The sequence below is a fragment of the Streptococcus sp. 27098_8_12 genome, from assembly GCF_041432115.1.
GTDB classification, from domain to species: domain Bacteria; phylum Bacillota; class Bacilli; order Lactobacillales; family Streptococcaceae; genus Streptococcus; species Streptococcus parasanguinis_V.
Genome location: NZ_JAPVZA010000017.1, coordinates 1 through 21,693, shown reverse-complemented (window position 1 = coordinate 21,693; position 21,693 = coordinate 1). Strand labels below are relative to the sequence as shown.

General features: G+C 44.6%; 17 protein-coding genes and 1 riboswitch. Of the genes, 7 read left to right on the top strand and 10 right to left on the bottom strand.

The genetic code is table 11. From position 1 onward, the window contains the following. Window positions 1-135: 135 nt before the first annotated feature. The 6 genes from O3629_RS07925 to pflB all read right to left on the bottom strand — a co-directional run bounded on the left by O3629_RS07925 (window position 136) and on the right by pflB (window position 7,060). Window positions 136-1,398 carry a hydroxymethylglutaryl-CoA reductase, degradative gene (locus tag O3629_RS07925; protein ID WP_031576301.1) on the bottom strand — a complete coding sequence of 421 codons (1,263 nt, stop codon included), beginning with the start codon at window positions 1,396-1,398 and terminating at the stop codon, window positions 136-138. Continuing rightward, on the bottom strand, window positions 1,398-2,570 hold the full coding sequence (locus O3629_RS07920) for a hydroxymethylglutaryl-CoA synthase (RefSeq protein WP_031576299.1): 1,173 nt from the start codon (window positions 2,568-2,570) through the stop codon (window positions 1,398-1,400). The genes O3629_RS07925 and O3629_RS07920 overlap by 1 nt, the downstream gene beginning before the upstream one ends. Window positions 2,571-2,756: 186 nt before the next feature. Then, on the bottom strand, window positions 2,757-2,987 hold the full coding sequence (locus O3629_RS07915; protein ID WP_101770620.1) for a hypothetical protein: 231 nt from the start codon (window positions 2,985-2,987) through the stop codon (window positions 2,757-2,759). A 106-nt stretch (window positions 2,988-3,093) separates the two neighbouring features. Continuing rightward, window positions 3,094-3,561 carry a threonine/serine exporter family protein gene (locus O3629_RS07910; RefSeq protein ID WP_003005049.1) on the bottom strand — a complete coding sequence of 156 codons (468 nt, stop codon included), beginning with the start codon at window positions 3,559-3,561 and terminating at the stop codon, window positions 3,094-3,096. Between the two features lie 4 nt (window positions 3,562-3,565). Beyond that, on the bottom strand, window positions 3,566-4,324 hold the full coding sequence (locus O3629_RS07905) for a threonine/serine exporter family protein (protein ID WP_031575570.1): 759 nt from the start codon (window positions 4,322-4,324) through the stop codon (window positions 3,566-3,568). A gap of 420 nt (window positions 4,325-4,744) precedes the next feature. Continuing rightward, a complete protein-coding gene (gene pflB / locus O3629_RS07900) occupies window positions 4,745-7,060 on the bottom strand; it encodes a formate C-acetyltransferase (protein ID WP_031575567.1) in 2,316 nt (771 codons plus the stop codon). 260 nt (window positions 7,061-7,320) lie between these two features. On the opposite strand from pflB, the gene dinB reads away from it, so the two are divergent. Beyond that, window positions 7,321-8,427 (top strand): DNA polymerase IV, encoded by a 1,107-nt coding sequence (gene dinB / locus O3629_RS07895; protein ID WP_150906556.1) that lies wholly within the window; start codon window positions 7,321-7,323, stop codon window positions 8,425-8,427. Between the two features lie 8 nt (window positions 8,428-8,435). On the opposite strand, the gene O3629_RS07890 is transcribed toward dinB, so the two are convergent. The 3 genes from O3629_RS07890 to rnhC form a co-directional block, all read right to left on the bottom strand. After that, window positions 8,436-10,868, bottom strand: a complete 2,433-nt coding sequence (locus tag O3629_RS07890) for an ATP-dependent RecD-like DNA helicase (RefSeq protein ID WP_150906849.1) — start codon at window positions 10,866-10,868, stop codon at window positions 8,436-8,438. Window positions 10,869-10,935: 67 nt separating this feature from the next. After that, a complete protein-coding gene (gene lepB, locus O3629_RS07885; protein ID WP_003008799.1) occupies window positions 10,936-11,586 on the bottom strand; it encodes a signal peptidase I in 651 nt (216 codons plus the stop codon). Window positions 11,587-11,589: 3 nt separating this feature from the next. Continuing rightward, window positions 11,590-12,489: a ribonuclease HIII gene (gene rnhC, locus O3629_RS07880; RefSeq protein ID WP_118227825.1), complete on the bottom strand. Its 900-nt coding sequence runs from the start codon at window positions 12,487-12,489 to the stop codon at window positions 11,590-11,592. 136 nt (window positions 12,490-12,625) lie between these two features. On the opposite strand from rnhC, the gene O3629_RS07875 reads away from it, so the two are divergent. From O3629_RS07875 to O3629_RS07855, 5 genes are all read left to right on the top strand, one after another. Then, window positions 12,626-12,916, top strand: a complete 291-nt coding sequence (locus O3629_RS07875; protein WP_003005477.1) for a hypothetical protein — start codon at window positions 12,626-12,628, stop codon at window positions 12,914-12,916. 10 nt (window positions 12,917-12,926) lie between these two features. Then, the gene (locus O3629_RS07870; RefSeq protein ID WP_021153876.1) at window positions 12,927-13,481 is read left to right on the top strand and encodes a CvpA family protein; all 555 of its coding nucleotides are present in this window, start codon (window positions 12,927-12,929) and stop codon (window positions 13,479-13,481) included. A 73-nt stretch (window positions 13,482-13,554) separates the two neighbouring features. After that, complete coding sequence (locus tag O3629_RS07865; RefSeq protein ID WP_201087552.1) at window positions 13,555-15,894, top strand: endonuclease MutS2; 2,340 nt, start codon at window positions 13,555-13,557, stop codon at window positions 15,892-15,894. Window positions 15,895-16,335: 441 nt separating this feature from the next. After that, window positions 16,336-17,754 carry a C69 family dipeptidase gene (locus O3629_RS07860; protein ID WP_371608996.1) on the top strand — a complete coding sequence of 473 codons (1,419 nt, stop codon included), beginning with the start codon at window positions 16,336-16,338 and terminating at the stop codon, window positions 17,752-17,754. Window positions 17,755-17,883: 129 nt separating this feature from the next. Continuing rightward, a riboswitch (glycine riboswitch) is annotated at window positions 17,884-17,978 on the top strand. A gap of 102 nt (window positions 17,979-18,080) precedes the next feature. Continuing rightward, a complete protein-coding gene (locus O3629_RS07855) occupies window positions 18,081-19,412 on the top strand; it encodes a sodium:alanine symporter family protein (protein ID WP_155167301.1) in 1,332 nt (443 codons plus the stop codon). Window positions 19,413-19,465: 53 nt separating this feature from the next. Here the strand turns inward: O3629_RS07855 and sstT are convergent, their stop codons facing one another. Further along, window positions 19,466-20,683: a serine/threonine transporter SstT gene (sstT, locus tag O3629_RS07850; protein WP_023919132.1), complete on the bottom strand. Its 1,218-nt coding sequence runs from the start codon at window positions 20,681-20,683 to the stop codon at window positions 19,466-19,468. A gap of 137 nt (window positions 20,684-20,820) precedes the next feature. Here sstT and O3629_RS07845 point away from each other — a divergent pair, with 137 nt between their 5' ends. After that, on the top strand, window positions 20,821-21,669 hold the full coding sequence (locus tag O3629_RS07845; protein WP_070846220.1) for a mechanosensitive ion channel family protein: 849 nt from the start codon (window positions 20,821-20,823) through the stop codon (window positions 21,667-21,669). The last annotated feature ends 24 nt before the right edge of the window (window positions 21,670-21,693 follow it).

Here is a 21,693-nt window from a genome sequence, read left to right as displayed (position 1 = left end):
GGGAGTTTTGAAACTTTAGGTTCAAAACTAGGTCATGGAACTTCTTCGAAGTTCGCTGACGTCCGTACTCACCTAAGGAAAGTTTCAAAAATGACTTTGTCTTCAATCTGAAAACGAAAACCTTGTCTTAGTTCTTTATTTTCTCAATTCTTGTAAGAGTGTTTGTGCCTTCTCTAAGTTAAAGGGTTTGTTTTCAAGGAGTTGGCTGACCAATCGGGGAACTTCCTCTTCTTTAGCACCTGCTAGAAGGGCTAGGGAGCGTGCTTGGAGTTTCATATGTCCTGCTTGAATTCCTGTGGTGACAAGGGCTTTGAGGGCCGCGAAATTCTGCGCCAAACCGAGCGAAGCAATGATACCTGCTAATTCAATAGCAGAAGGCTCTCCTAGCAAACGGTGGCTGACTTGAACCGTTGGGTTGAGGCCAATCGAGCCTCCTTTTGTCGCAACCGGCATTGGTAGGGTGATCTCTCCATAGAGTTTTTTCTCTTCCGGCTGACTTGTCCAGTGACTCAAACCCTTGTAAGAACCATTTTGTGCAGCATAGGCATGGGCTCCTGCTTCGATGGCCCGCCAGTCATTGCCTGTTGCAAGGACCAGGGCATCAATCCCATTAAAAATTCCCTTGTTATGAGTGGCTGCACGGTAAGGATCCACTTGGGCTAGTTGGCTAGCTAGCTCCATCCGGTGGGCAATCTCAATGGCTTCCTCAGGATTTCGACTCAGTGCTTTAAAATCGATGGCACACCTTGCACTCACCAAAGAGCGAGTGGCCAAGTTGGATAAAATTGCCATCAAGGCCTGACCACCAGAGAGTTCCTGGATGCGATCAGTCAGAGCTTCTAACATGGTATTGAGCATATTGGCTCCCATGGCTTCTTTAGGATCGACAGCCAAGTAGACAATAAGAAAGTCCCCCTTGTTTTCGACCCAAAGATCTCTCGCTCCACCTCCACGCTTAACGATAGAAGGATAGGCTTTATTAGCCAACTGAAGAAGGGTTTCCTTGTCTTCTAGGATGCGCTTGCTAGCAACTTCCACGTCTTCAACCTCCGTCAGAGCAATCTCTCCGATCATTTGGCGCTGGTGCACCTGGGTGGTGAAGCCGTCTGAACGTTGGATGAGCTTGGCTGCAAAGCTGGCAGCCGCAACCACGGAAGGCTCTTCTGTGACCATGGGAAGTACATAGTCACGACCATTGATCAGGAAATAAGGAGCGAGGCTAAAAGGCAAGTCAAAAGTCGACAAGACATTTTCTGTCAATTGATCTGCAATAGAAAGGGGAAGTCCCTTTTGTTCTTTTAAGATCTGTGCTTCATCCCAAGTTAAGAGGCCTTCCTTCAGTAAGGCCTCTATGCGTTCTGTGGGAGAAAGTTTTGCAAAACCTGGTAATCGTGCCATTATTTTTCTACTTTCTGGTAAGTGCGTTGGTGTTCCTTGATCTCTGTCAAAGCAAAAGTTTGATGCGTAGCAGGCTCAAACACTTGATTGCCACTAGGATCTAGATCTACTTCCTCATAAAAGAGTCGTTCGTAGTCAGCAACACTAAGAACCGTACGTTGGTCCAGTTTTTCCATGCGTTTGTGATCTAAGAGTTGCTCAAAACCAGGAACAAGGTTAGCACTAAAGATCTCAGAAACCGCTCCACTTCCATAGCTAAAGAGGGCGATTCGGTCCCCAGCTTTGAGTTGGGGGTCATTTTCCAGTAGTGATAGCAAGCCTAGGAAAAGAGATCCAGTGTAGATATTTCCCACGCGTTGGCTGTATAGAATCGATTGATCAAAGTTGTATTGTAATTGATCTTTTTTCTCTTCTGATAATGACTTATCCAAGATTTTTTTCAAGCCCTTGAGAGCTAATTTTGGATAAGGTAAATGGAAGCAGACGGATGCAAAGTCTGTCAAGGTAAGGCCAGTCCGTTTCTGGTATTCCGCCCAGGTTGTTTTCAGAGAATCTAGATATTGTTGCGTTGAATAAATCCCATTCACGAAGGGAGTTGTCGCATAATTTGGACGCCAAAAATCCATGACATCGCGTGTTTGGGCAACATTATCATCGTTAAAAGATAGAATACGAGGATTTTGGCTGATCAGCATAGCAACCGCTCCAGCCCCCTGTGTTGGTTCTCCAGGAGTTCCAATTCCGTATTTAGCAATGTCACTGGCAATGACCAAAACCTTACTCTGTGGAAATTTTTCAACATGGAGTTTAGCATAATCCAAGGCAGCAGTCGCAGCATAGCAGGCTTCTTTCATCTCAAAAGAGCGGGCGAAAGGCTGGATATCTAGTAAGCCATGGACAAACACAGCAGCAGCCTTACTCTGGTCAATTCCAGATTCTGTCGCAAGAATCACCATGTCGATCGCTTCTTTATCTTCGTCTGTTAAAATATCATCTGCTGCAGTAGCAGCCAATGTGACGATGTCTTCTGTGATCGGTGCAACACTTTGTTCTTTTAAGAGAAGACCCTTGCTCAGTTTTTCGGGATCAGTATCACGAGCAGCAGCCAAATCTTTTAAACGCAAGACATAAGGACTCGTCGCAAAACCAATCTTATCAATCCCAATTGTCATTCTTAACCTCTTTTTTATTTGATATCTACTAGTATATTTCGTTACTATTTTACCATATTTAAGGGTAAAACTCCCTTGAAAAAGCTAGATCAGCAAGGAAATCATTCTCGGGACCGATTTTGCAATGTTTCATAGAAAAAATAGAAAATCTATAAAAAAAGCCATCCTTAGATGACTTTTCAACTCTTATCCTTGCTTATCTTTTTTAGGATTGCTCATGATTCGTATGAAGAGTTCTTTGCATTTGTCTCTTAGAACTTTTTCGTAGAAGACGATTAAAGCGATGTACACAATCAGAAAGTTCAAGGTCAGATAGAACAAGTCAAATGAATTACGGGCATAGTAAGTCGCTGATTGATAGGAGGGGAAGGCTCCTAGGATCATCCAAGGAAGATACTTGATATACTTGTTTACCATCCTACAGCACCTCGCATCCTTTAAAGGATTTGTTATTTCACTATCATTGTACTACTTTTAAACAAAAATACAAGCGATTACATAGATAAGTTTTGAAAAACCAATGCTAGTTGGCATTGGTCATTTTTCTTTTTTGATGGCGTTGGTAAGAATGGTAGAGTTTCAAGACAACGGAGCCGCTAGCCATCCCGATGGAGATCACCAAGGCCAGAATAACCACCAGTGTCACGCTGGTTACTGCCTGGCGATATTGCCCACTGACAAAGAAGGAAGTGGTTCGATAGGAAATATATCCAGGAACCAATGGGGCTAGAATGGACAACATAAAGACCACGACAGGCGTCTTGAGAATAATACTTAAAATCTGACTGATACAGGAGCCGACAATGGCTGCGATAAAGGTTGCAACGATGACATTGGTAGGCCCTTTCAGGATATAGTAAAGTAGCCAGATGCCCATACCGAGGATTCCTCCAGGAATCAACATGGAGCGCTGCACATTTAGGACGATTAAAAAGGTGATGATGGCAATCAAACTGGCCACCGCTTGGATTAAAAATTCAGTTAGGTTCATCATTTTATTTCATAAGGACGAGGGCGACCGTTGTACCGGCACCAAGTGCAAGAGTAATGAGGAGAGTCTCAAAGAGTTTGCTCATCCCAGAATTGAGGTGGTAATTCATCAGATCTCGGACGGCATTGGTCATAGCGATTCCAGGAACGAAGGGCATGACACAGCCTGCGATAATGAGATCGGTATTGGAAGGAAAACCACTATAGCGCGTCCAGATATGGGCCAAAAAACCAAAGACAAAGGCGGCCGCAAAGGCAGTGGCAAAAGGAATGCGAACGTATTTCTCAACGACAAGAGAAAAAGCAAAGGCAAAGACAGTCGCAATACCCGCTCCAATCGCATCATAGAAATTTCCTCCAAACATGATGGAGAAGAAAGGAGCACTGAGGGTTGCCGCAATGGTCAACTGAAGATTGGTATAAGGAACTCGCTTCATTTTCAACTCGCTCAGGGCTTGGTAGGCTTGCTCGAGATCGATCTCTCCAGAGACGAGTTGACGAGAGATCTGATTGACATCACAGACCTTTTCGATATTGTAATTGGTCCGCAAGATCCGTTTCATGCGCGTGACATTGGCATTCTCAATTGAAAAGAAAATAGCGACTGGCATCGCTAAAACATTGCAATCGACGATTCCCTGTGAATGGGCGATCCGGATCATGGTATCTTCGACCCGGTGAATCTCAGAACCGCTCTCTATCAGGAGGGTTCCAGCTAACATCAGGACGTCGATCACTTGGTTGATCAGTTTTGACTCTTCCATAATATCCTTCTTACTAAATAATCTGTTTCTATTATAGCAAAAAAGGACGAGAGACAGAACTAAAATCTGACAATTCTAGTTTGTTTCTTATCCTTTCTAAATTCATTTAGAATAGCTATTGTTTAGGTTTATCATTCGTTAACTCAGGTGGTGGTGCTGCACGGTGCTATCCTGGACGAGAAGGGTTGCTAAAAAGATCAGTGCAATCAGGATAAAGAGCCAAATAATAGCGAAAATAAATGTTAAAAACATAGGATCACCCCTTCTATCTTATTTACAGCTCTACTATAACACTTGGAGAAAGCGCTGTCAAACCCTATATAGTAAGCTCTTAAACTCTTTCAAAATTCAGAATACTCTTGCGATGGGGATGAAAAAAACCAGCCGTTTCCGACTGGTTTTTTAAGATCTATTTGAATCTTAGTTCAAGGCATCATCCATTGAAAGAACTTCGTGGAAGACACGTTGTGTCAATTCAGTTTTTTGTTCTGGAGTGAGGTATTTAGTGTTTACACAGTATCCAGAGATACGAACGATGACGTCTTCACCTGACATGATCTTTTCGTAAACATCGTTCAAGTCCATAACGTTCAAGTTAACGTGTTGTCCACCGTTTTCGAAGTATCCATCAAGGATGGTTACCAAGTTATCAACTTGTTCGTCACGAGTTTTACCAAGAGCACGTGGTGAAACTTGAGTAGTGAGTGAGATACCGTCAGCTGCATAACCAAAGTCAAGGCTAGCAAGTGAGTTCAAGTTTTGCAACCATCCACCTTTCGCTTTGTTAGATGGGTTAGCACCTGGTGAGAAGAATTCCAATTTAGACAAGTTCACAGAACCATCTTCGTTGAGGTATACCCCTTTGTGGACTGGTGAGTTACCAGTTTGTTTAGAGTAAGCAACGTTAGAAGTGATGGTAAGAAGTGAAACTGTAGCTTCAGCGTTCTTGTAAAGTTTGTGGCTGCGAAGACGAGTAGTGTAAGCTTCGATCAACCATTCTGCCAATTCGTTAGAACGTGGGTCATCTTCACCCCAACGTGGGTATTCACCGATTGTTTCGTAGTCGTAGATGTAGCCATCTTCGTCACGGATTGGTTTAACAGTAGCGTATTTGATTGCTGACAATGTATCAACAGTGTTGGCAAATCCACAGATACCGAATCCCATGTTTGCGCGTTGGTGAGTTGGCAAGAAGGCCATTTGAACTGCTTCGTAGTTGTACTTATCAGTCATGTAGTGGATGATGTTCAAAGCATCTACGTAAGTGTCTGTCAACCAGTCAAGAGATTTTTCGAAGTTTGCTTTAACAGATTCGAATTCAAGAACTTCGTCACGGATTGGATCGATGTCAAATACTTTGTAGTCTTTATGAACATCGTCGTAACCACCGTTCAAACCAGTAAGAAGAGCTTTAAGCACGTTAACACGAGCACCGAAGTATTGGATGTTGTGGCGTTGTTCTTCGTTTTCTGGGTCAAGTGGAGATACACAACATGAGATACAGCTCATTTCACCGTATCCGTCTTTGGCCATTGTTGTTACACCTTCGTATTGGATAGAAGAGTGTTTGTGGCTCATGTGCATACAGTAGCGACGGAAGCTATATGGCAATTTGTCAGTCCAAAGAACTGTCAAGTTTGGTTCTGGAGAGTTACCGATGTTGTCCAAAGTGTTCAAGAAACGGTAGTCCATCTTAGTAACACGGTGACGTCCGTCGTTACCCATACCAGCCATAGAAGTTGTGATGAAGGTTGGGTCACCTGAGTACAATTGGTCGTAAGCTTTTGTACGAGCAAATTTAACAGTACGCAATTTCATAACGAAATCGTCAACGAATTCTTGGATTTCTGATTCAGTAAATGTACCACGAGCCAAGTCACGTTCAGCGTAGATATCCAAAACGATTGGCACACGTCCAAGAGAAGTAGCAGCACCGTTGATCACACGGCAGACAGCCATGAAGGCGATGTTTGTCCATTGGATCGCTTCTTTTGTATCGAAGGCAGGACGACGTACGTCTACACCATAAAGGTCACCCAATTTAACAACTTCTTGAAGTGCTTGGTATTGAAGGTTTACTTCTTCACGAAGACGGATTGATTCTTCATCAATTTCAGTAATAGAGTTCCAGTCGTTTGCTTTTTCAGCCATCAAGTAGTCAGCACCGTAAAGAGCCAAACGAGCATAAACCCCGATGATACGTCCACGAGAGTAAGCATCTGGAAGACCAGTTACAGTGTGAGCGTGACGAGCACGACGGATGTTAGAAGTGTAAGCGCGGAAGATACCGTCGTTTACAGTTGTAACGTATTTTGTGAAGATTTCATGAACTGCAGGATCTGGTTCGTATCCATTTTCTTTCAAAGTAGTTTCTGCCATACGGATACCACCACGAGGCATAAAGTTCAATTTGAACAATTCATCATTTTGGATACCGAAGATCACTTCGTTTTCTTTATCGATATATCCAGCTGCGATATCAGCGATAGATGTTGGACGGTTATCGTATGGGAAACGAGTTTCTTCATAATGAGCTTTCGTTTCTTCAACAATTTTTTTGATGTGAAGAGAACGTTCAGTTGGACCAGCTAGGAAGCTTTCATCTCCATCATATGGTGTGTAGTTAGCTTGAACGAAGCGAGAAACGCTTGCTTTTTCTTTCCAATCTTCACCTTTGAAGCCTTCCCAGGCTTTGTCAAAAATATCTTGTGCTTCAACGACTGTTTTAACAACCATTTTTATTTTCCTCTATTGTCTTTCTAGCAACTATATCTGTTGCACTTACAATAGTAGTATACCATACAGAAATCGGTTACACAAAGGCGAATTGCGAAAAACAGCAGATTCTTTTGTAATACAGTTTCAAATCCTCTGCGATACTGTACTATATTTTTGAAAACAAACACAGTTTTTCAACAATTTTCATGTTTTCTGGAGAGCCGATTTTTGCAATTCTGAAATTTTCTTCCTATAATAGAAAGAAAGGAGGGTGAAAAATGCTGATATTTCCATTAGTGAATGATACCAGTCGCAAGATTATTCATATTGATATGGATGCATTTTTTGCTGCCGTCGAAGAAAGAGACAACCCTAGTTTAAAGGGTAAGCCTGTCGTGATTGGCCAGGACCCTCGTCAGTCAGGAGGGAGAGGTGTTGTCTCGACTTGTAACTATGAAGCAAGGAAATATGGCATTCATTCAGCTATGAGCTCTAAAGAAGCGCTGGACCTTTGTCCTCAAGCCATTTTTATCTCTGGAAATTATGAGAAATACCGAGAAGTAGGTGAGCAGGTCCGTGAGATTTTCAAGCGTTATACAGATCTCATCGAGCCCATGAGTATTGATGAAGCCTATCTAGATGTGACGGAAAATAAAATCCAGAGCAAATCAGCTGTCAAAATCGCCCGCTTGATTCAGCATGCTATCTGGGAAGAGTTGCATCTCACAGCTTCAGCGGGTGTTTCTTATAATAAGTTTTTGGCCAAGATGGCGAGTGACTACCAAAAGCCTCGTGGCCTAACGGTGGTCTTACCGGAGGACGCTGAGGATTTCCTGAGCCAAATGGACATTGCCAAATTTCATGGAGTAGGAAAGAAGACAGTAGAGAGACTACATGAGATGGGTGTCTATACTGGCGCGGATCTTTTAGTCATCCCGGAGATGACTTTGATTGATCGGTTTGGGCGATTTGGCTATGATCTCTTTCGCAAGGCACGAGGGATTCATAATAGCCCTGTCAAAAGTCACCGCATCCGCAAGTCGATCGGAAAAGAGCGGACCTACCGCAAGCTCCTTTATGCTGAGGATGATATTTTAGAAGAAATTGCCAATCTGTCCAGTAAGGTGGCCCAATCGCTGGAAAAACATGGCAAGCAAGGAAAGACCTTGGTCTTAAAAGTGCGCTATGGAGACTTTACCACCTTGACTAAGCGTATCACCTTGACGGAGCCAACGCGAGATGCTGAGCGCATCAATCGTTCAGCGCGTCACATTTTTCAAGAAATCGAATCGATAAATACAGGAATCCGCCTCTTGGGTGTCACCATGACCAATTTCGTCGATCATACTGAACTGCCTCTGGTAGAGGAAGAAAAAGACAACTAGTCTGTTCACTAGTCGTCTTTTTTGATATCAAAGAAGGCTGCAATCTCTTCTTCTGTTAGTCCAATCATAGGCGAGATGGTGTGGAGATTGTCTTCTGTTAGTCGATAGACAGTAGGTTTAGACGTCTCTGCTTTCGTTTCAACAGTTTCTTCCTTGCTTCGTGCAGATTCGACTGTAGCAGAAGCCGTTGCAAGGGATGAAGAATAGTCTGTGGTTGCTTCGCCTCCGTCCAGTTCCTTGAAGCGTTCAACCAAATAGGTCTTGCGCGCTGTACCTGTATTTTTAGTAGCGAAATCAAAGGCGCTGTATTCTCCTAAGAGAATCAGCTTGCTCTTTGAGCGCGTGATGGCGGTATAGATCAAATTACGCTGCAACATCCGGTGGCTTTGATTGGTAATGGGTAAAATCACCACAGGAAATTCGCTTCCTTGCGATTTGTGAATACTCATCGCATAGGCTAAGCGAATCTTGTACCATTCATTGCGCGGATAGACGATTTCATTGCCATCAAATTGGATAGTCAATTCATCTTGCTTGGATTCTGTATATTTTCCTGGGAGAAGATCGGTAATGTAGCCGATATCTCCGTTAAAGACATTGCTTTCTGCATCATTGACCAGATGGATGACCTTGTCTCCATCGCGGTATTGGCAGTCTGGCGTGTCAAAGACGACCTGATCTTTGACAGCTGGATTGAGAAGGTCTTGCATGAGCGTATTGATATTGTCAATGCCGGCCTGGCCCTTGTACATGGGTGCCAAGACTTGGATATCTCGAGCAGGGATTTGACTACGAAGGGCAGCAGAAGTGATTTGTTCGATCATCTTAGGGATGTGTTCGCTTCCGGCTTCGAAATAAGAGCGGTCGGCTTTTCGTTCTGTGAAATCTTGAGGAAGCTTGCCCTGGCGAATATCTCCTGCTAGTGAGACAATGGTCGAGTCCTCACTCTGTCGGAAAATATGTTCCAGTTTGGTCTGAGGGATGCTCGGAATCTGCAAGAGATCAGCCAAGACCTGACCAGGGCTGACGGAAGGTAATTGGTCGGCATCTCCCACAATCAAGAGTTTCGTATCCGTTGCAATGTTGCTAAGTAATTGATTAGCCAGCCAGGTATCAACCATGGAAAATTCGTCCACAATGATAAAGTCTGCATCCAGATAGTCCTCTAAGTGGCTGGTGTCATCATCTCCTGTCATCCCCAAATGGCGGTGGATGGTGGCGCTCGGAAGTCCTGTCAGCTCATTCATGCGCCTAGCTGCCCGTCCCGTTGGAGCAGCCAAGAGGATCGGCAGGTCTTGTTTCTTGCGAAGATCCAGTTGGTGGAGTTGGGCATAGACACTGATCATCCCATTAATAACGGTAGTCTTTCCTGTCCCAGGACCCCCAGTGAGGATAAAGACCTTGTTTTGGATAGCCTGGTGAATGGCCTCTTTTTGAATGGCATCGTAGCGAATCCCCAGATCTTTTTCAACCGCCTCGATAGCCCGGTTGATTTTCTCGGCTTCAAATGAAGCTTGCTTTCCTTTTTCCAACAATCGACCAATATGGCTGCGAATGCCTTCCTCCGCAAAGAAGAGGCTGTTGTCAAAGATCTTGGTGTCCACATTTTGAACCTTGTCTTCCTCAATGAGGCGTCCTAATTCTTGGGCGACAGTGGAAGGATCCAATTCTATTGGCCGAGCTGATTCTAACAGGTCAATGGTATAGCGCAGGAGATCCTTGGCTTCGATATAGGTATTTCCAGTCTCGATAGAGTAGCTAAAGAGGCTGTGGATCAGACCCGCGCGGAAACGCTCAGGAGCGTCACTAGCAATGCCCAATTCTTCTGCCAATTGGTCCGCGATTTTAAAGCCCATGCCTTGGATATCTTCCACCAATTGGTAGGGCTGTTGCTCCACGATCTGGAGGGTTTCTTCTTTATAAAAGTCTTGGATCTGAAAGGCCAATTTATTGGGAATGCCATAGTTGGCTAGTTGGGCGAGAATGCGCTCCGTCCCGTAATTCTGACGGAGTTTTTCTACAAAAGCCAGGCGGTTTTTCTTGGAGAGGCCTGTGATTTCTTCTAATTTTTCAGGGGCCTCCAAAATTTTGTCAATGGTATCGTCCCCATAGAGGTCCACGATTTTTTGGGCTGTTTTGAGACCAATTCCTTTAAAGTGATCACTAGAAAAATATTTCACTAAGCCCTTGCTAGAGGGTTTGGCACGTTCATAGCGACTGATTTTGAGCTGCTCTCCGTATTTAGGATGATGGACCAGCTCCCCCCAGAAGGTGTAGTCTTCGCCTTCCATGATATCTGCCATGGTGCCCGTCACAATAATCTCAAAATCATTAAAGTTTTCGGCATCGGTATCGCTGATATCGAGCAAGAGGATTCGAAAAAAACTGCTAGGATTTTCAAAAATAATGCGCTCAATAGTACCAGAAAAATAATATTCCATCATTTCTTTCCTTTTTATAAAGCAAGGCTGGGACATACTTGTCTCAGCCTCAGTCTGTTAATCTATACTAATAAGTTTTGAAAGGGTAGATCGGCCATAGTCTAAAGACGGCTTGCCCTTTGATTTGTTCTTTCTTGAAAGCTCCGACCTGACGGCTATCTTTTGAAACGATCCGGTCATCTCCAAGTAGGAGGTATTCATCGTCGAGCAACTTCAAGGTAAATTTAGGATTGCCATCCTTGTCTACTGTAAAAGCTTGGGCTGTATTGGCCAATTGGCGGAAGAGTTCTCCGTTTTCTTCGAACCCTTTTCCAGTGTAGGTCGATTGCAATTTATCTTTTTTGAAACGAGCAATGTAGTCTTTCAAATAGGGCTCATTGGTCTTTTTCCCATTGATGTAGAGGGTATCGTTATCGTATTGGATGGTATCTCCAGGAAGACCGATGACCCGCTTGACAATGTCCTTGGTTTTGCCGTCGTCGTCTTTTTCATTGGCAACGACAATGTCGAAACGATCAATTGAGAGGTGGTTGACCACAAGGAGATACTCGCTATCTGCTAGGGTTGGATCCATCGAATGGCCGTCCACCTTGACCGGAGCCCAGAGGTAGATGCGAGAGGCGATAATGAGACCAACAATAATACTGAAGAGGCCCCATTCTTTAAGGAATCTCACCACTGGTGAGCTAGATGACTGTTTTGAACTTCTTTTTGACATAACTTATCTTTCTAGTAATTTCTTTGCTTTTTCTGTGTTTTTAAAATGGAGTTTGGCACAATAACCCAGAGCCTTCATCCCGTAGGTCTGAAGCAATTTAGCAGCGACTTGGTCTGACTTCGCCCCTGCTCCACTAGGGAGATTAAAGCCCAGTTCCTTGCCCAGATCTTCTAGATTTTGAAGGAAGAGATTGCGGGCGATGATGGAACTAACTGCAACCGCTAAATATTTGCTTTCTGCTTTTTCTTCCAACTCAATGGCTTGGGTGACCTGATTTTTTTCAGCTTTCACGTATTTTTGGTAGTTTTTAGCCGTCGTAAAGGCATCGATCACAATTCGTTCTGCTTGGATTCCTTTATTCAATAGAAGATAGATAGCCTGATTGTGCAGGGCCACTTTGACCGAAACAGCATTGTAGCCAGAAGCAATGACTTCATTGTACTTCTTTGGAGACAATAAGAGTGCTTGGTGCTGGATGTTTTCCTCAAGGAGAGGAGCCAATTGCTGAATTTTTCGATCATCCAAGGTCTTTGAATCCCCAACACCGAGCTTTTTTAGCCAGTCGTGCTGGTCAGGTGTGACAAAGGATGCAACGACGGTGAGTCCACCAAAATAAGAGCCGTTTCCAACCTCGTCGGTTCCGATCATGGCTAAATCTTGTCCTGCAGATGAAGTAGTAGAACCTTTAGGGTTCTCAGCATCTTGCCCGAAAAAGGCCAGGTAAGGAGTCAGGTCATTGCCCTGAAGCAAGACTTTTCCAGACTTGTAGATCGAAACGGTCGCTCCCTCTAGTCGAAAGAAATAATCCATATGAGGATTCTTGCTTTGAGAGAGAGAACGGCGATAGGTATGGACAAAATCAAGGATTTGCTCCTGTGTTGGAGTGAGTGTCATACTTTCCATAACCACTATTGTACCACAAATTCAGGGAGAGAGGGAGCAAAAAGAAAGAAAGAATCCACTGGAAAATCCCTGTGAAGAGGGGCTTTGCTACTGACAAAGCTAGCCATTTTTGATATAATACCGTGAGGTGATTTTTATGGCGAGCTTAAATAGATATAAATTTACATTTGGAAACAAAGCGCTCACTTTAACAACCAACCATGATAATTTGTTTATGGAAGAAGTCGAACGTGTTGCGAAAGAAAAATACCAAGCAATTAAGGAACAAATGCCAGAGGCAGATGATGAAACCATCGCGATCCTATTGGCAGTAAATAGTTTGTCCATGCAACTAAATCGCGAGATCGAGTTTGACGACAAAGAAAAAGAATTAGATGATTTTCGTCGCAAGGCTTTAGACGACTTAAAGGATAAATCATCCAAATAAGAGGAGATACATGTTAACTTTCTTAATCTTATTGATTTTGGCATGGAGCTTTTATATTGGCTATGCAAGAGGGATTATCCTCCAGTCCTATTATTTTCTAGTGACCTTAGTGGCCCTCTTGATTGCAGGTGGCAGCTACAAGGGACTGGCCAAGGTGTTGTCTCTATGGGTTCCTTTTTCGAGTCCCACCCAGCAATCGGTGAATTATTTTTATGCCAACCGCTACCTATTTCAATTAGATGACATCTTTTATGCAGGTTTAGCTTATGTGTTGATTTTTGCGATGATCTACCTGATTGGTCGTGTGATCGGGATCTTTATGCACTTGGTACCCCAGCCAGAAAAACTGGAGGATCGCAAGTATCAAATTGGAGCGGGGGTGATCGCCGTCGTGATAACTCTTTTGGTCATTCAAATGGGCTTGACTGTCCTCTCAACGGTTCCCATGGCTTCCATCCAAAATAGACTCAATGCAAGTGGATTGATCCGCTTTATCATCCTTCATACCCCGATCAGTTCCAGTCTGTTCCACAACTTGTGGGTGACTGCGATTATCGGAGCTTAAGGAGCAAAAATGAAGAAAGGAGTGAGACAAGTCCGATTTAAAGAAGGACGCTCACTTTTTTTGTAGGAGAAATATGAACAAAAAAATCTTAGATATTCTGGAGTTTGACAAGGTCAAGCAACTCTTTGAACCCTATCTACAGACAGAACAAGGGGAGATGGAGCTAGCAGCCCTTACTCCAACTGATAAAAAAGAAAGCATCGAAACGGCCTTTATGGAGCTAGAAGATATGGAGCAGATCCTCTTGGAAGAGCCTCGTTTTGCCGTGTCGACCATTCAAGATGTTCGTCCAGTGGCCAAGCGTTTGGAGATGGAGGCATCCCTCAATATTGATGAATTACTAGCGTTAAAAGCTGTCCTTCGGGTGACACATGAGCTCAAGGATTTCTACGACAACTTGGAAAATGTCCGTCTGGAAAGCCTCAATCGCCTCTTTGACAATTTGGTGGATCTTCCTCGCCTACAAGGTGGGCTTCAAGCTATCAACGAAGGAGGTTTTGTCGAGTCTTTTGCCAGTGAAAAATTGGCCAAAATCCGTCGCCGAATCCAGGAAAATGAACACCAGGTTAGAGAGATTCTACAAGACCTGCTGAAAAGCAAGGCCGATATGTTAGCGGATGCTGTGATTGCTAGTCGGAATGGCCGCAATGTTCTACCCGTAAAAAATACCTATCGCAACCGGATTGCAGGGGTGGTCCACGATATCTCAGCCAGCGGGAATACCGTTTATATCGAGCCCCGGTCAGTCGTCAATCTTAATGAAGAAATCGCCAACCATCGAGCCGATGAACGGTATGAAATCATTCAGATTCTGGAGGAATTGTCTGACACCCTGCGCCCTCACGCAGCAGAGATTGCTAACAACGCTTGGATTATCGGTCACTTAGACTTGATCAAGGCCAAGTATCGGTTTATGCGCGATTGTAAGGCAGTGGTACCAGAGGTTAGTAACAATCGCTCTATTCAGCTCTTGCAACTACGTCATCCCTTGATTGAAAATGCCGTCGCGAATGACCTGCATTTTACCGAGGACTTGACAGAAATTGTGATTACCGGTCCCAATACAGGGGGGAAAACCATCATGCTAAAAACGCTGGGACTAGCGCAAATTATGGCCCAGTCTGGTCTTCCCATCCTAGCGGATCCAGGTAGTCGTGTGGGGATCTTCTCACAGGTCTTTGCAGATATTGGAGATGAACAATCGATCGAGCAGAGCTTGTCGACCTTCTCCAGTCATATGACCAATATCGTATCTATCTTACATCAAGTGGATACCGCCTCCTTGATCCTTCTGGATGAGTTGGGGGCTGGAACCGATCCTCAAGAGGGGGCTGGCCTTGCTATTGCCATTCTAGAAGACCTGCGCTTACGCGGGATTAAGACCATGGCGACAACCCACTATCCAGAGCTCAAGGCCTACGGGATTGAGACTGCAGGAGTGCAAAATGCCAGCATGGAATTTGATACAGCGAGTCTGCGTCCGACCTATCGCTTCATGCAAGGAGTTCCTGGCCGCTCCAATGCCTTTGAAATTGCCCGCCGTTTGGGCTTGTCTGAGACTATTATCCAGGATGCCATGAAGATGACCAATACGGATAATGATGTCAATCAAATTATTGAAAAATTGGAGGCGCAGACCTTAGAAAGTCGCAAGCGCTTGGATACCATTCAAGAGGTCGAGCAAGAAAATCTCAAATTCAATCGCGCTCTTCGAAAGCTCTATAACGAATTGACCAGAGAGAGAGAAACAGAGCTCAATAAGGCAAGAGAAGAGGCCAAGGAAATTGTGGACATGGCCCTCTCAGAGAGTGACCGTATCCTTCAAGGGCTTCACGCTAAATCCCAGTTAAAACCACATGAGATCATTGAGGCCAAGGCTCAGTTGAAAAAACTAGCGCCTGAAACCGTTGACCTTTCTAAAAACAAGGTCTTGAAAAAAGCTAAAAAGGCGCGTGCTCCTAAGGTAGGTGATGAAATCTTGGTTATCAGCTATGGCCAACGCGGAACCCTGGTCAAGCAACTCAAAGATGGCCGCTGGGAGGCGCAAGTCGGCTTGATCAAGATGACCTTGGAAGAAAAAGAATTCAACCTCATCAAGGCTGAAAAAGAAGCGGCTCAACCTAAGAAACGCCAGGTGAATGTCGTCAAGCGCTCCAACACGAGCGGGCCGAGAGCGCGTCTGGACCTCCGTGGAAAACGCTATGAAGAGGCTATGCAAGAGCTAGATGGTTTTATCGATCAGGCTCTGCTCAACAACATGGCTCAAGTCGATATCATCCACGGGATCGGTACAGGGGTCATCCGTGAAGGGGTGACAAAATACCTCCGCCGCAACAAGCATGTCAAGAGTTTTGAATATGCCCCACAAAATGCAGGTGGAAGCGGCGCAACCATTGTCACGTTTAAAGGCTAAGTTAAGCCCTAGTTGTTCATCAGCTAGATCCAGATTGAAGAAAAAGTTATCTTAGAAACTTTCCTTAGGTGAGTACGGACGTCAGCCAACTTCGAAGAAGTTCCATGACTTAGTTTTGAACCTAAGGTTTCAAAACTCCCGAGTGCATGAAACAATTATGTTTCAGGCACTTTTCTCACGGCGGAAAGTTTCAGTATTTGTCTGAATGAGCCTATTAGTATGTATCAATTTTAATTATTCTATATCAGTTAAGTTGTTTTAAGTAAAAATTTTATCTACATTCTAAATCCTAGCTGTTTATCAGCTAGGGTTTTTAAAACTTTATAAAATGAAAATGATTGAAAAATATTGAAAGCGATCCGTTTTCAAATCTGATTTTCAGTAGGTTCTCCCTTTTAAAAGTGCTATAATAGAGGCAATGAATGATTTGGGAGGATACGCATGCGTAAACGTGAAAGTGCAGATTCGTGTACAACGATTCTAGTCGGAAAAAATGCTAGCTATGATGGTTCGACCATTGTAGCACGAACAGAGGATTCTCAAAATGGCGTTTTTACGCCTAAGAAATTGATCGTGGTCAAACCAGAAGATCAACCGCGTCATTACAAGTCTATTTTATCATCTTTTGAAATCGACTTACCAGATAATCCAGTTCGCTATACGGCGGTACCAGATGCCATTCCGAAAGACGGGATCTGGGGAGAAGCTGGGATCAATATCTACAATGTCGCCATGAGTGAGACAGAGACCATTACGACTAATAGCCGTGTGCTAGGGGCCGATCCTCTTGTAGAGAGTGGCATCGGTGAGGAAGACATGCTGACCTTGGTCTTGCCTTATGTCAAGACTGCCCGCGAAGGGGTTTTGCGTCTCGGAAAGATTTTAGAAGAGTACGGAACCTATGAATCTAACGGGATCGCCATTTCAGATGTGAATGAAATCTGGTGGTTAGAAACCATCGGAGGTCACCACTGGATGGCGCGCCGTGTACCAGATGATGCCTATGTGACTAACCCGAACCAACTGGGAAGTGATTATTTTGAATTTGGCAATCCCGATGAGTTTCTTTGTGACCCGAATCTTGAAAAGTTTGTCACAGAGCACCATTTGATTCTGGATCAAGAAGGGAAAGGCTTTAATCCACGCTATGCCTTTGGTAGCCAAAAAGACAAGGACCGTCACTACAATACACCGCGGGCTTGGGCCATCCAGCGTTTCCTCAATCCTGAAATCGAGCAGGATCCACGGAGTTTTGAGATTCCTTGGTGTCAAAAACCTTATCGCAAGGTAACGATTGAAGATGTCAAATATGTCTTGAGCAACCACTACCAAGACACTATCTACGATCCTTATGGCCCTGAAGGAGATCACGTGAGTCAGCGGACCTTCCGGACGATCGGGATCAACCGGACCAGCCAGACAGCGATTCTGCAATTGCGTCCCAATAAACCACAAGAAACGACAGGCATCCAATGGATTTCTTATGGCTCCATGCCATACAATACAGCTGTTCCTTTCTTTGCCCAAGTGGATACAACGCCAGACTACTTTGCCAATACGACGGCTAAGGTAACTACGGATTCCTTCTACTGGGCTAACCGGATTATTGCGGGACTAGCTGACCCTCACTATGCTCACCATGTTGGGGATCTAGATGACTACCAAGAATCGACAATGGCTTGGGGACATGCACGCATCAATAAAGTCGATCGTGCACTTGCAGCAGGTGAAACCGTTGATTTTGAGACGGAAAACCAAGCCATGAGTGATCAAATCCAGGAAGCGACAGATCAACTCTTGGACAAGATTTTGCTCGATGCTAGCAACCTCATGACCAATCACTTCTCCTTGAGTGATTAAAAACTGTGCATTTTCAGGTAGTTTACAAGATATTTTCAGAAATGATTGACAAACTTTTGAAAATCGATTAAAATAGAGAAAATTACATACGACCGAATGAAGTTTGTAGGAGCGTGAGTGACTGTGAATGGACGGAACTCTGGAGAGACCAGAAATGGCACCGAAGGGGCAAGGTAGAGGATGCATCTACTCAAACTCTCAGGTAAAAGGACAGAGCGAAAAATAGGGGAAGTCCCCTATTTTAAGCAGGACCAGAGTACATGTTTGACATGTGCTCTTTCTTTTTCTCTTTTCTGTCGAGTGGTCGATGAAAAAGGAGACAGAAAATGGATCATGTATTGCAGTTTTTTCAACAACTCGATAATCTAGTGTGGGGCGCCCCGCTGTTGGTGCTCTTGGTAGGAACAGGGACCTACCTGACCCTTCGCTTGGGTTTACTTCAGATCCGCTACCTTCCAAAAGCTTTTCGCTTGATCTTTACAGAAGATGAGGGACACGGGGATATCTCGAGTTTCGGAGCCCTTGCGACAGCTCTAGCGGCTACTGTAGGGACGGGGAATATTGTAGGGGTAGCTACAGCGATTCAGACAGGTGGCCCAGGTGCCCTCTTTTGGATGTGGATGGCAGCCTTCTTTGGAATGGCGACCAAGTATGCAGAAGGGCTCTTAGCCATTCGTTATCGGACCAAGGATGACAATGGTCATATCTCAGGTGGTCCGATGTACTACATTCTTCACGGGATGGGAGAGAAGTGGCGACCACTGGCTATTTTCTTTGCGGTTGCAGGAGTGTTGGTAGCCCTCTTTGGGATCGGAACCATGACCCAGGTTAATTCCATTACGGGATCCCTTCAAGCCAGTTTTGGAACAGCTCCAGAAGTAGCTAGTGTAGTGATTGCTCTGGTGGTTTCGACCATCATCTTTGGAGGGATTCACTGGATTTCCAAAGTCTCTGAAAAAGTGGTTCCTTTTATGGCTGCTGCCTATATCTTTGCGACTGTCACGATCATTGCCTTGCATCTGGACCAATTGCTTCCAGCCTTGAAATCGGTCTTTTCGGGTGCTTTTACAGGGACTGCAGCCATGGGAGGTTTCGCAGGAGCAACGGTCAAAATGGCTATCCAAAAAGGGGTGGCGCGTGGAGTTTTCTCTAATGAATCGGGTCTTGGATCTGCCCCCATTGCAGCAGCTGCGGCGAAGACTAATGAACCTGTCGAGCAAGGTTTGATCTCCATGACAGGAACCTTTATTGACACCATTATCATCTGTAGTTTGACAGGACTTTCGCTCTTGGTTTCAGGTGAGTGGACGGCTAAGGGCAGTACTAGTACCCTGACTCAGGATACGTTTACAGGCGTCTTTGGCCCAGTCGGAGGCATCATTCTGACCCTATGTTTAGTGCTTTTTGCGACCACGACCATTCTTGGATGGTCTTATTACGGAGAGCGGTGTTTTGAATTCCTATTTGGTGTTAAACATATCAACCTCTATCGGACCTTCTTTGTTTTTATGGTTGGACTAGGAGGATTCCTTAAGCTGGATCTGGTCTGGGTGATCGCGGATATTGTGAATGGGCTGATGGCTTTGCCCAACCTGATTGCCCTTTTAGCTCTCTCCCCTGTCATCATCAAAGAAAGCAAACAATACTTTAAGAAATAAGAAAACCCAGATTGATGGATCTGGGTTTTCTTATCTATTTGAGATAGGAGCATTTAATAGCGTTTTTCTTTTGGCCAGCTACTCATTTCGGCGATGGCGGTGAAGAGCACATCTGTCGAAGAGTTGAGGGCTGTTTCGCAAGAGTCTTGGATGACCCCGATGATAAAGCCGACGCTGACGACTTGCATGGCCAAATCATTGGTGATACCAAAGAGGCTACAAGCAACAGGGATGAGAAGGAGAGATCCTCCCGCAACTCCAGATGCTCCACAAGCAGAGATAGCCGCTACCACACTCAGAATGAGAGCAGTTCCAAAGTCAACCTGAATGTGCAAGGTATTGGCAGCAGCGAGCGTCAAAATATTGATCGTCACGGCTGCGCCTGCCATGTTTACAGTTGAACCAAGTGGAATGGAGACAGAATAGGTATCTGGATTCAGCCCCAACTCTTCACAGAGACGCATATTGACAGGGATGTTAGCTGCAGAACTTCTAGTGAAAAAGGCTGTTACCCCACTGACACGGAGGCATTTAAAAACAAGGGGATAGGGGTTCTTGCGGATCATGAAAAAGACGATCAATGGATTGATGACCAGGGCTACAAATGCCATGGTACCAACCAAAACAAGTAAGAGAATCCCGTAGTTACTAAGGGCACTGAGTCCTTGGCCAGCGATGGTCGTGAAGACCAAGCCTAAGATCCCAAATGGAGCTAGGTTGATAATCCACTCAACAATTTTTGAAGTGATGTCTGCTAGAGTTTGGAGGAGGTCTTTACTATGTTCACTCGCCTCTCTCATGGCAATCCCAAAGACAGTTGCCCAAGAAAGGATCCCAATGTAGTTGGCTTGCTGCAAGGCATTGACCGGGTTGTCGACGATCTTGAGCAAGAGGTTACTAATCACTTCGCCAATCCCGTTTGGAGAGGATCCTTCAGCGGCCTTTCCAGTCAGGGTAATGGTGATCGGGAAAATGTAATTGACCAAAACAGCGACGAAGGCAGCTGCAAAGGTTCCTAGGAGATAGAGGACGATGACCTTTTTCATATTGGTCTCTGTCCCTTTTTGGTGTTGGGAGAGGGCGTTTGCGACGAGCGCAAAGACCAGAAGGGGTGCGATCGCACGGAGCCCCCCAACAAAGAACTCTCCTAAGAGTCCAATGCCAGTTGCTTTCGGGAAGATAAGGGCTAGGATGACACCAAGTACAATCCCGATTGCGATCCTTTTCATAAGGTTGGTTTTATTCCAAGTGGTAATCAATCGATGAATCATGTAAGACCTCCTTAAAAAATAATTAAGGAATATTATACGATAGTGAGGGGGGAAAAGCAATGAAATTTTCAAAAAATAGCCTTATTTCCGAATATTTGATATAATCATACTATTCTTTGATAGAAAGGCCCGAATAAATGAGTCAAGCTTTCCAACGTTATTTCAGTAAAATAGACTGGACGAAGATTTTTGATGATCTGATATCAAAATGTATCTCTCTGATTTTTATCTTTCTCTTATTTTTTATTGCTAAAAAGGTCATCCATAGCCTGGTTAAGCGGATATTAACCCCATCCTTTAAGTATACGGTGCAGGATGAAGCCCGTAAAAATACGATTCTCCGTTTGGTTGAGAGCCTTTTAAACTATTGTTTGTATTTCATCTTGATCTACTGGATTTTGTCGATACTGGGTCTTCCAGTCTCTAGTCTCTTGGCTGGTGCTGGGATTGCTGGGGTGGCGATTGGGATGGGAGCCCAGGGCTTTCTTTCCGATTTGGTCAATGGTTTCTTCATCCTTTTAGAACGCCAGCTGGATGTGGGAGACAATGTTCGTCTCACGAATGGATCTATCAATATTGCCGGAATCGTCAGCAGTGTTGGAATTCGGACGACCCAGGTGCGGGACTTTGATGGGACTCTCCACTTTGTTCCGAATCGCAACATCACCGTCGTCAGCAATCTCTCACGTGGTGATATGCGCGTGCTGATCGATATTCCGCTAGATGCAAATACCGATCTCGACAAGATCTATCAGGTGATTGCTCAGGTTAATCAGTCTGAACAAGATAAACACCCAGAGGTGTTGACAGGTCCTACGATTTTAGGCCCACAGATCGAAAAAAATGGTCGTTATTCCTTCCGAATTGCGATGACTGCGCAAAATGGAACCCAGACGACTGTCTATCATACCTACTATAAACTCTACCATGATGCCTTGATGGAAGCAGGGATTAGCCTACCGACAGGAAAGAACGGGATCATGTAATACAAAAAAGAGGCTGGGACAAAA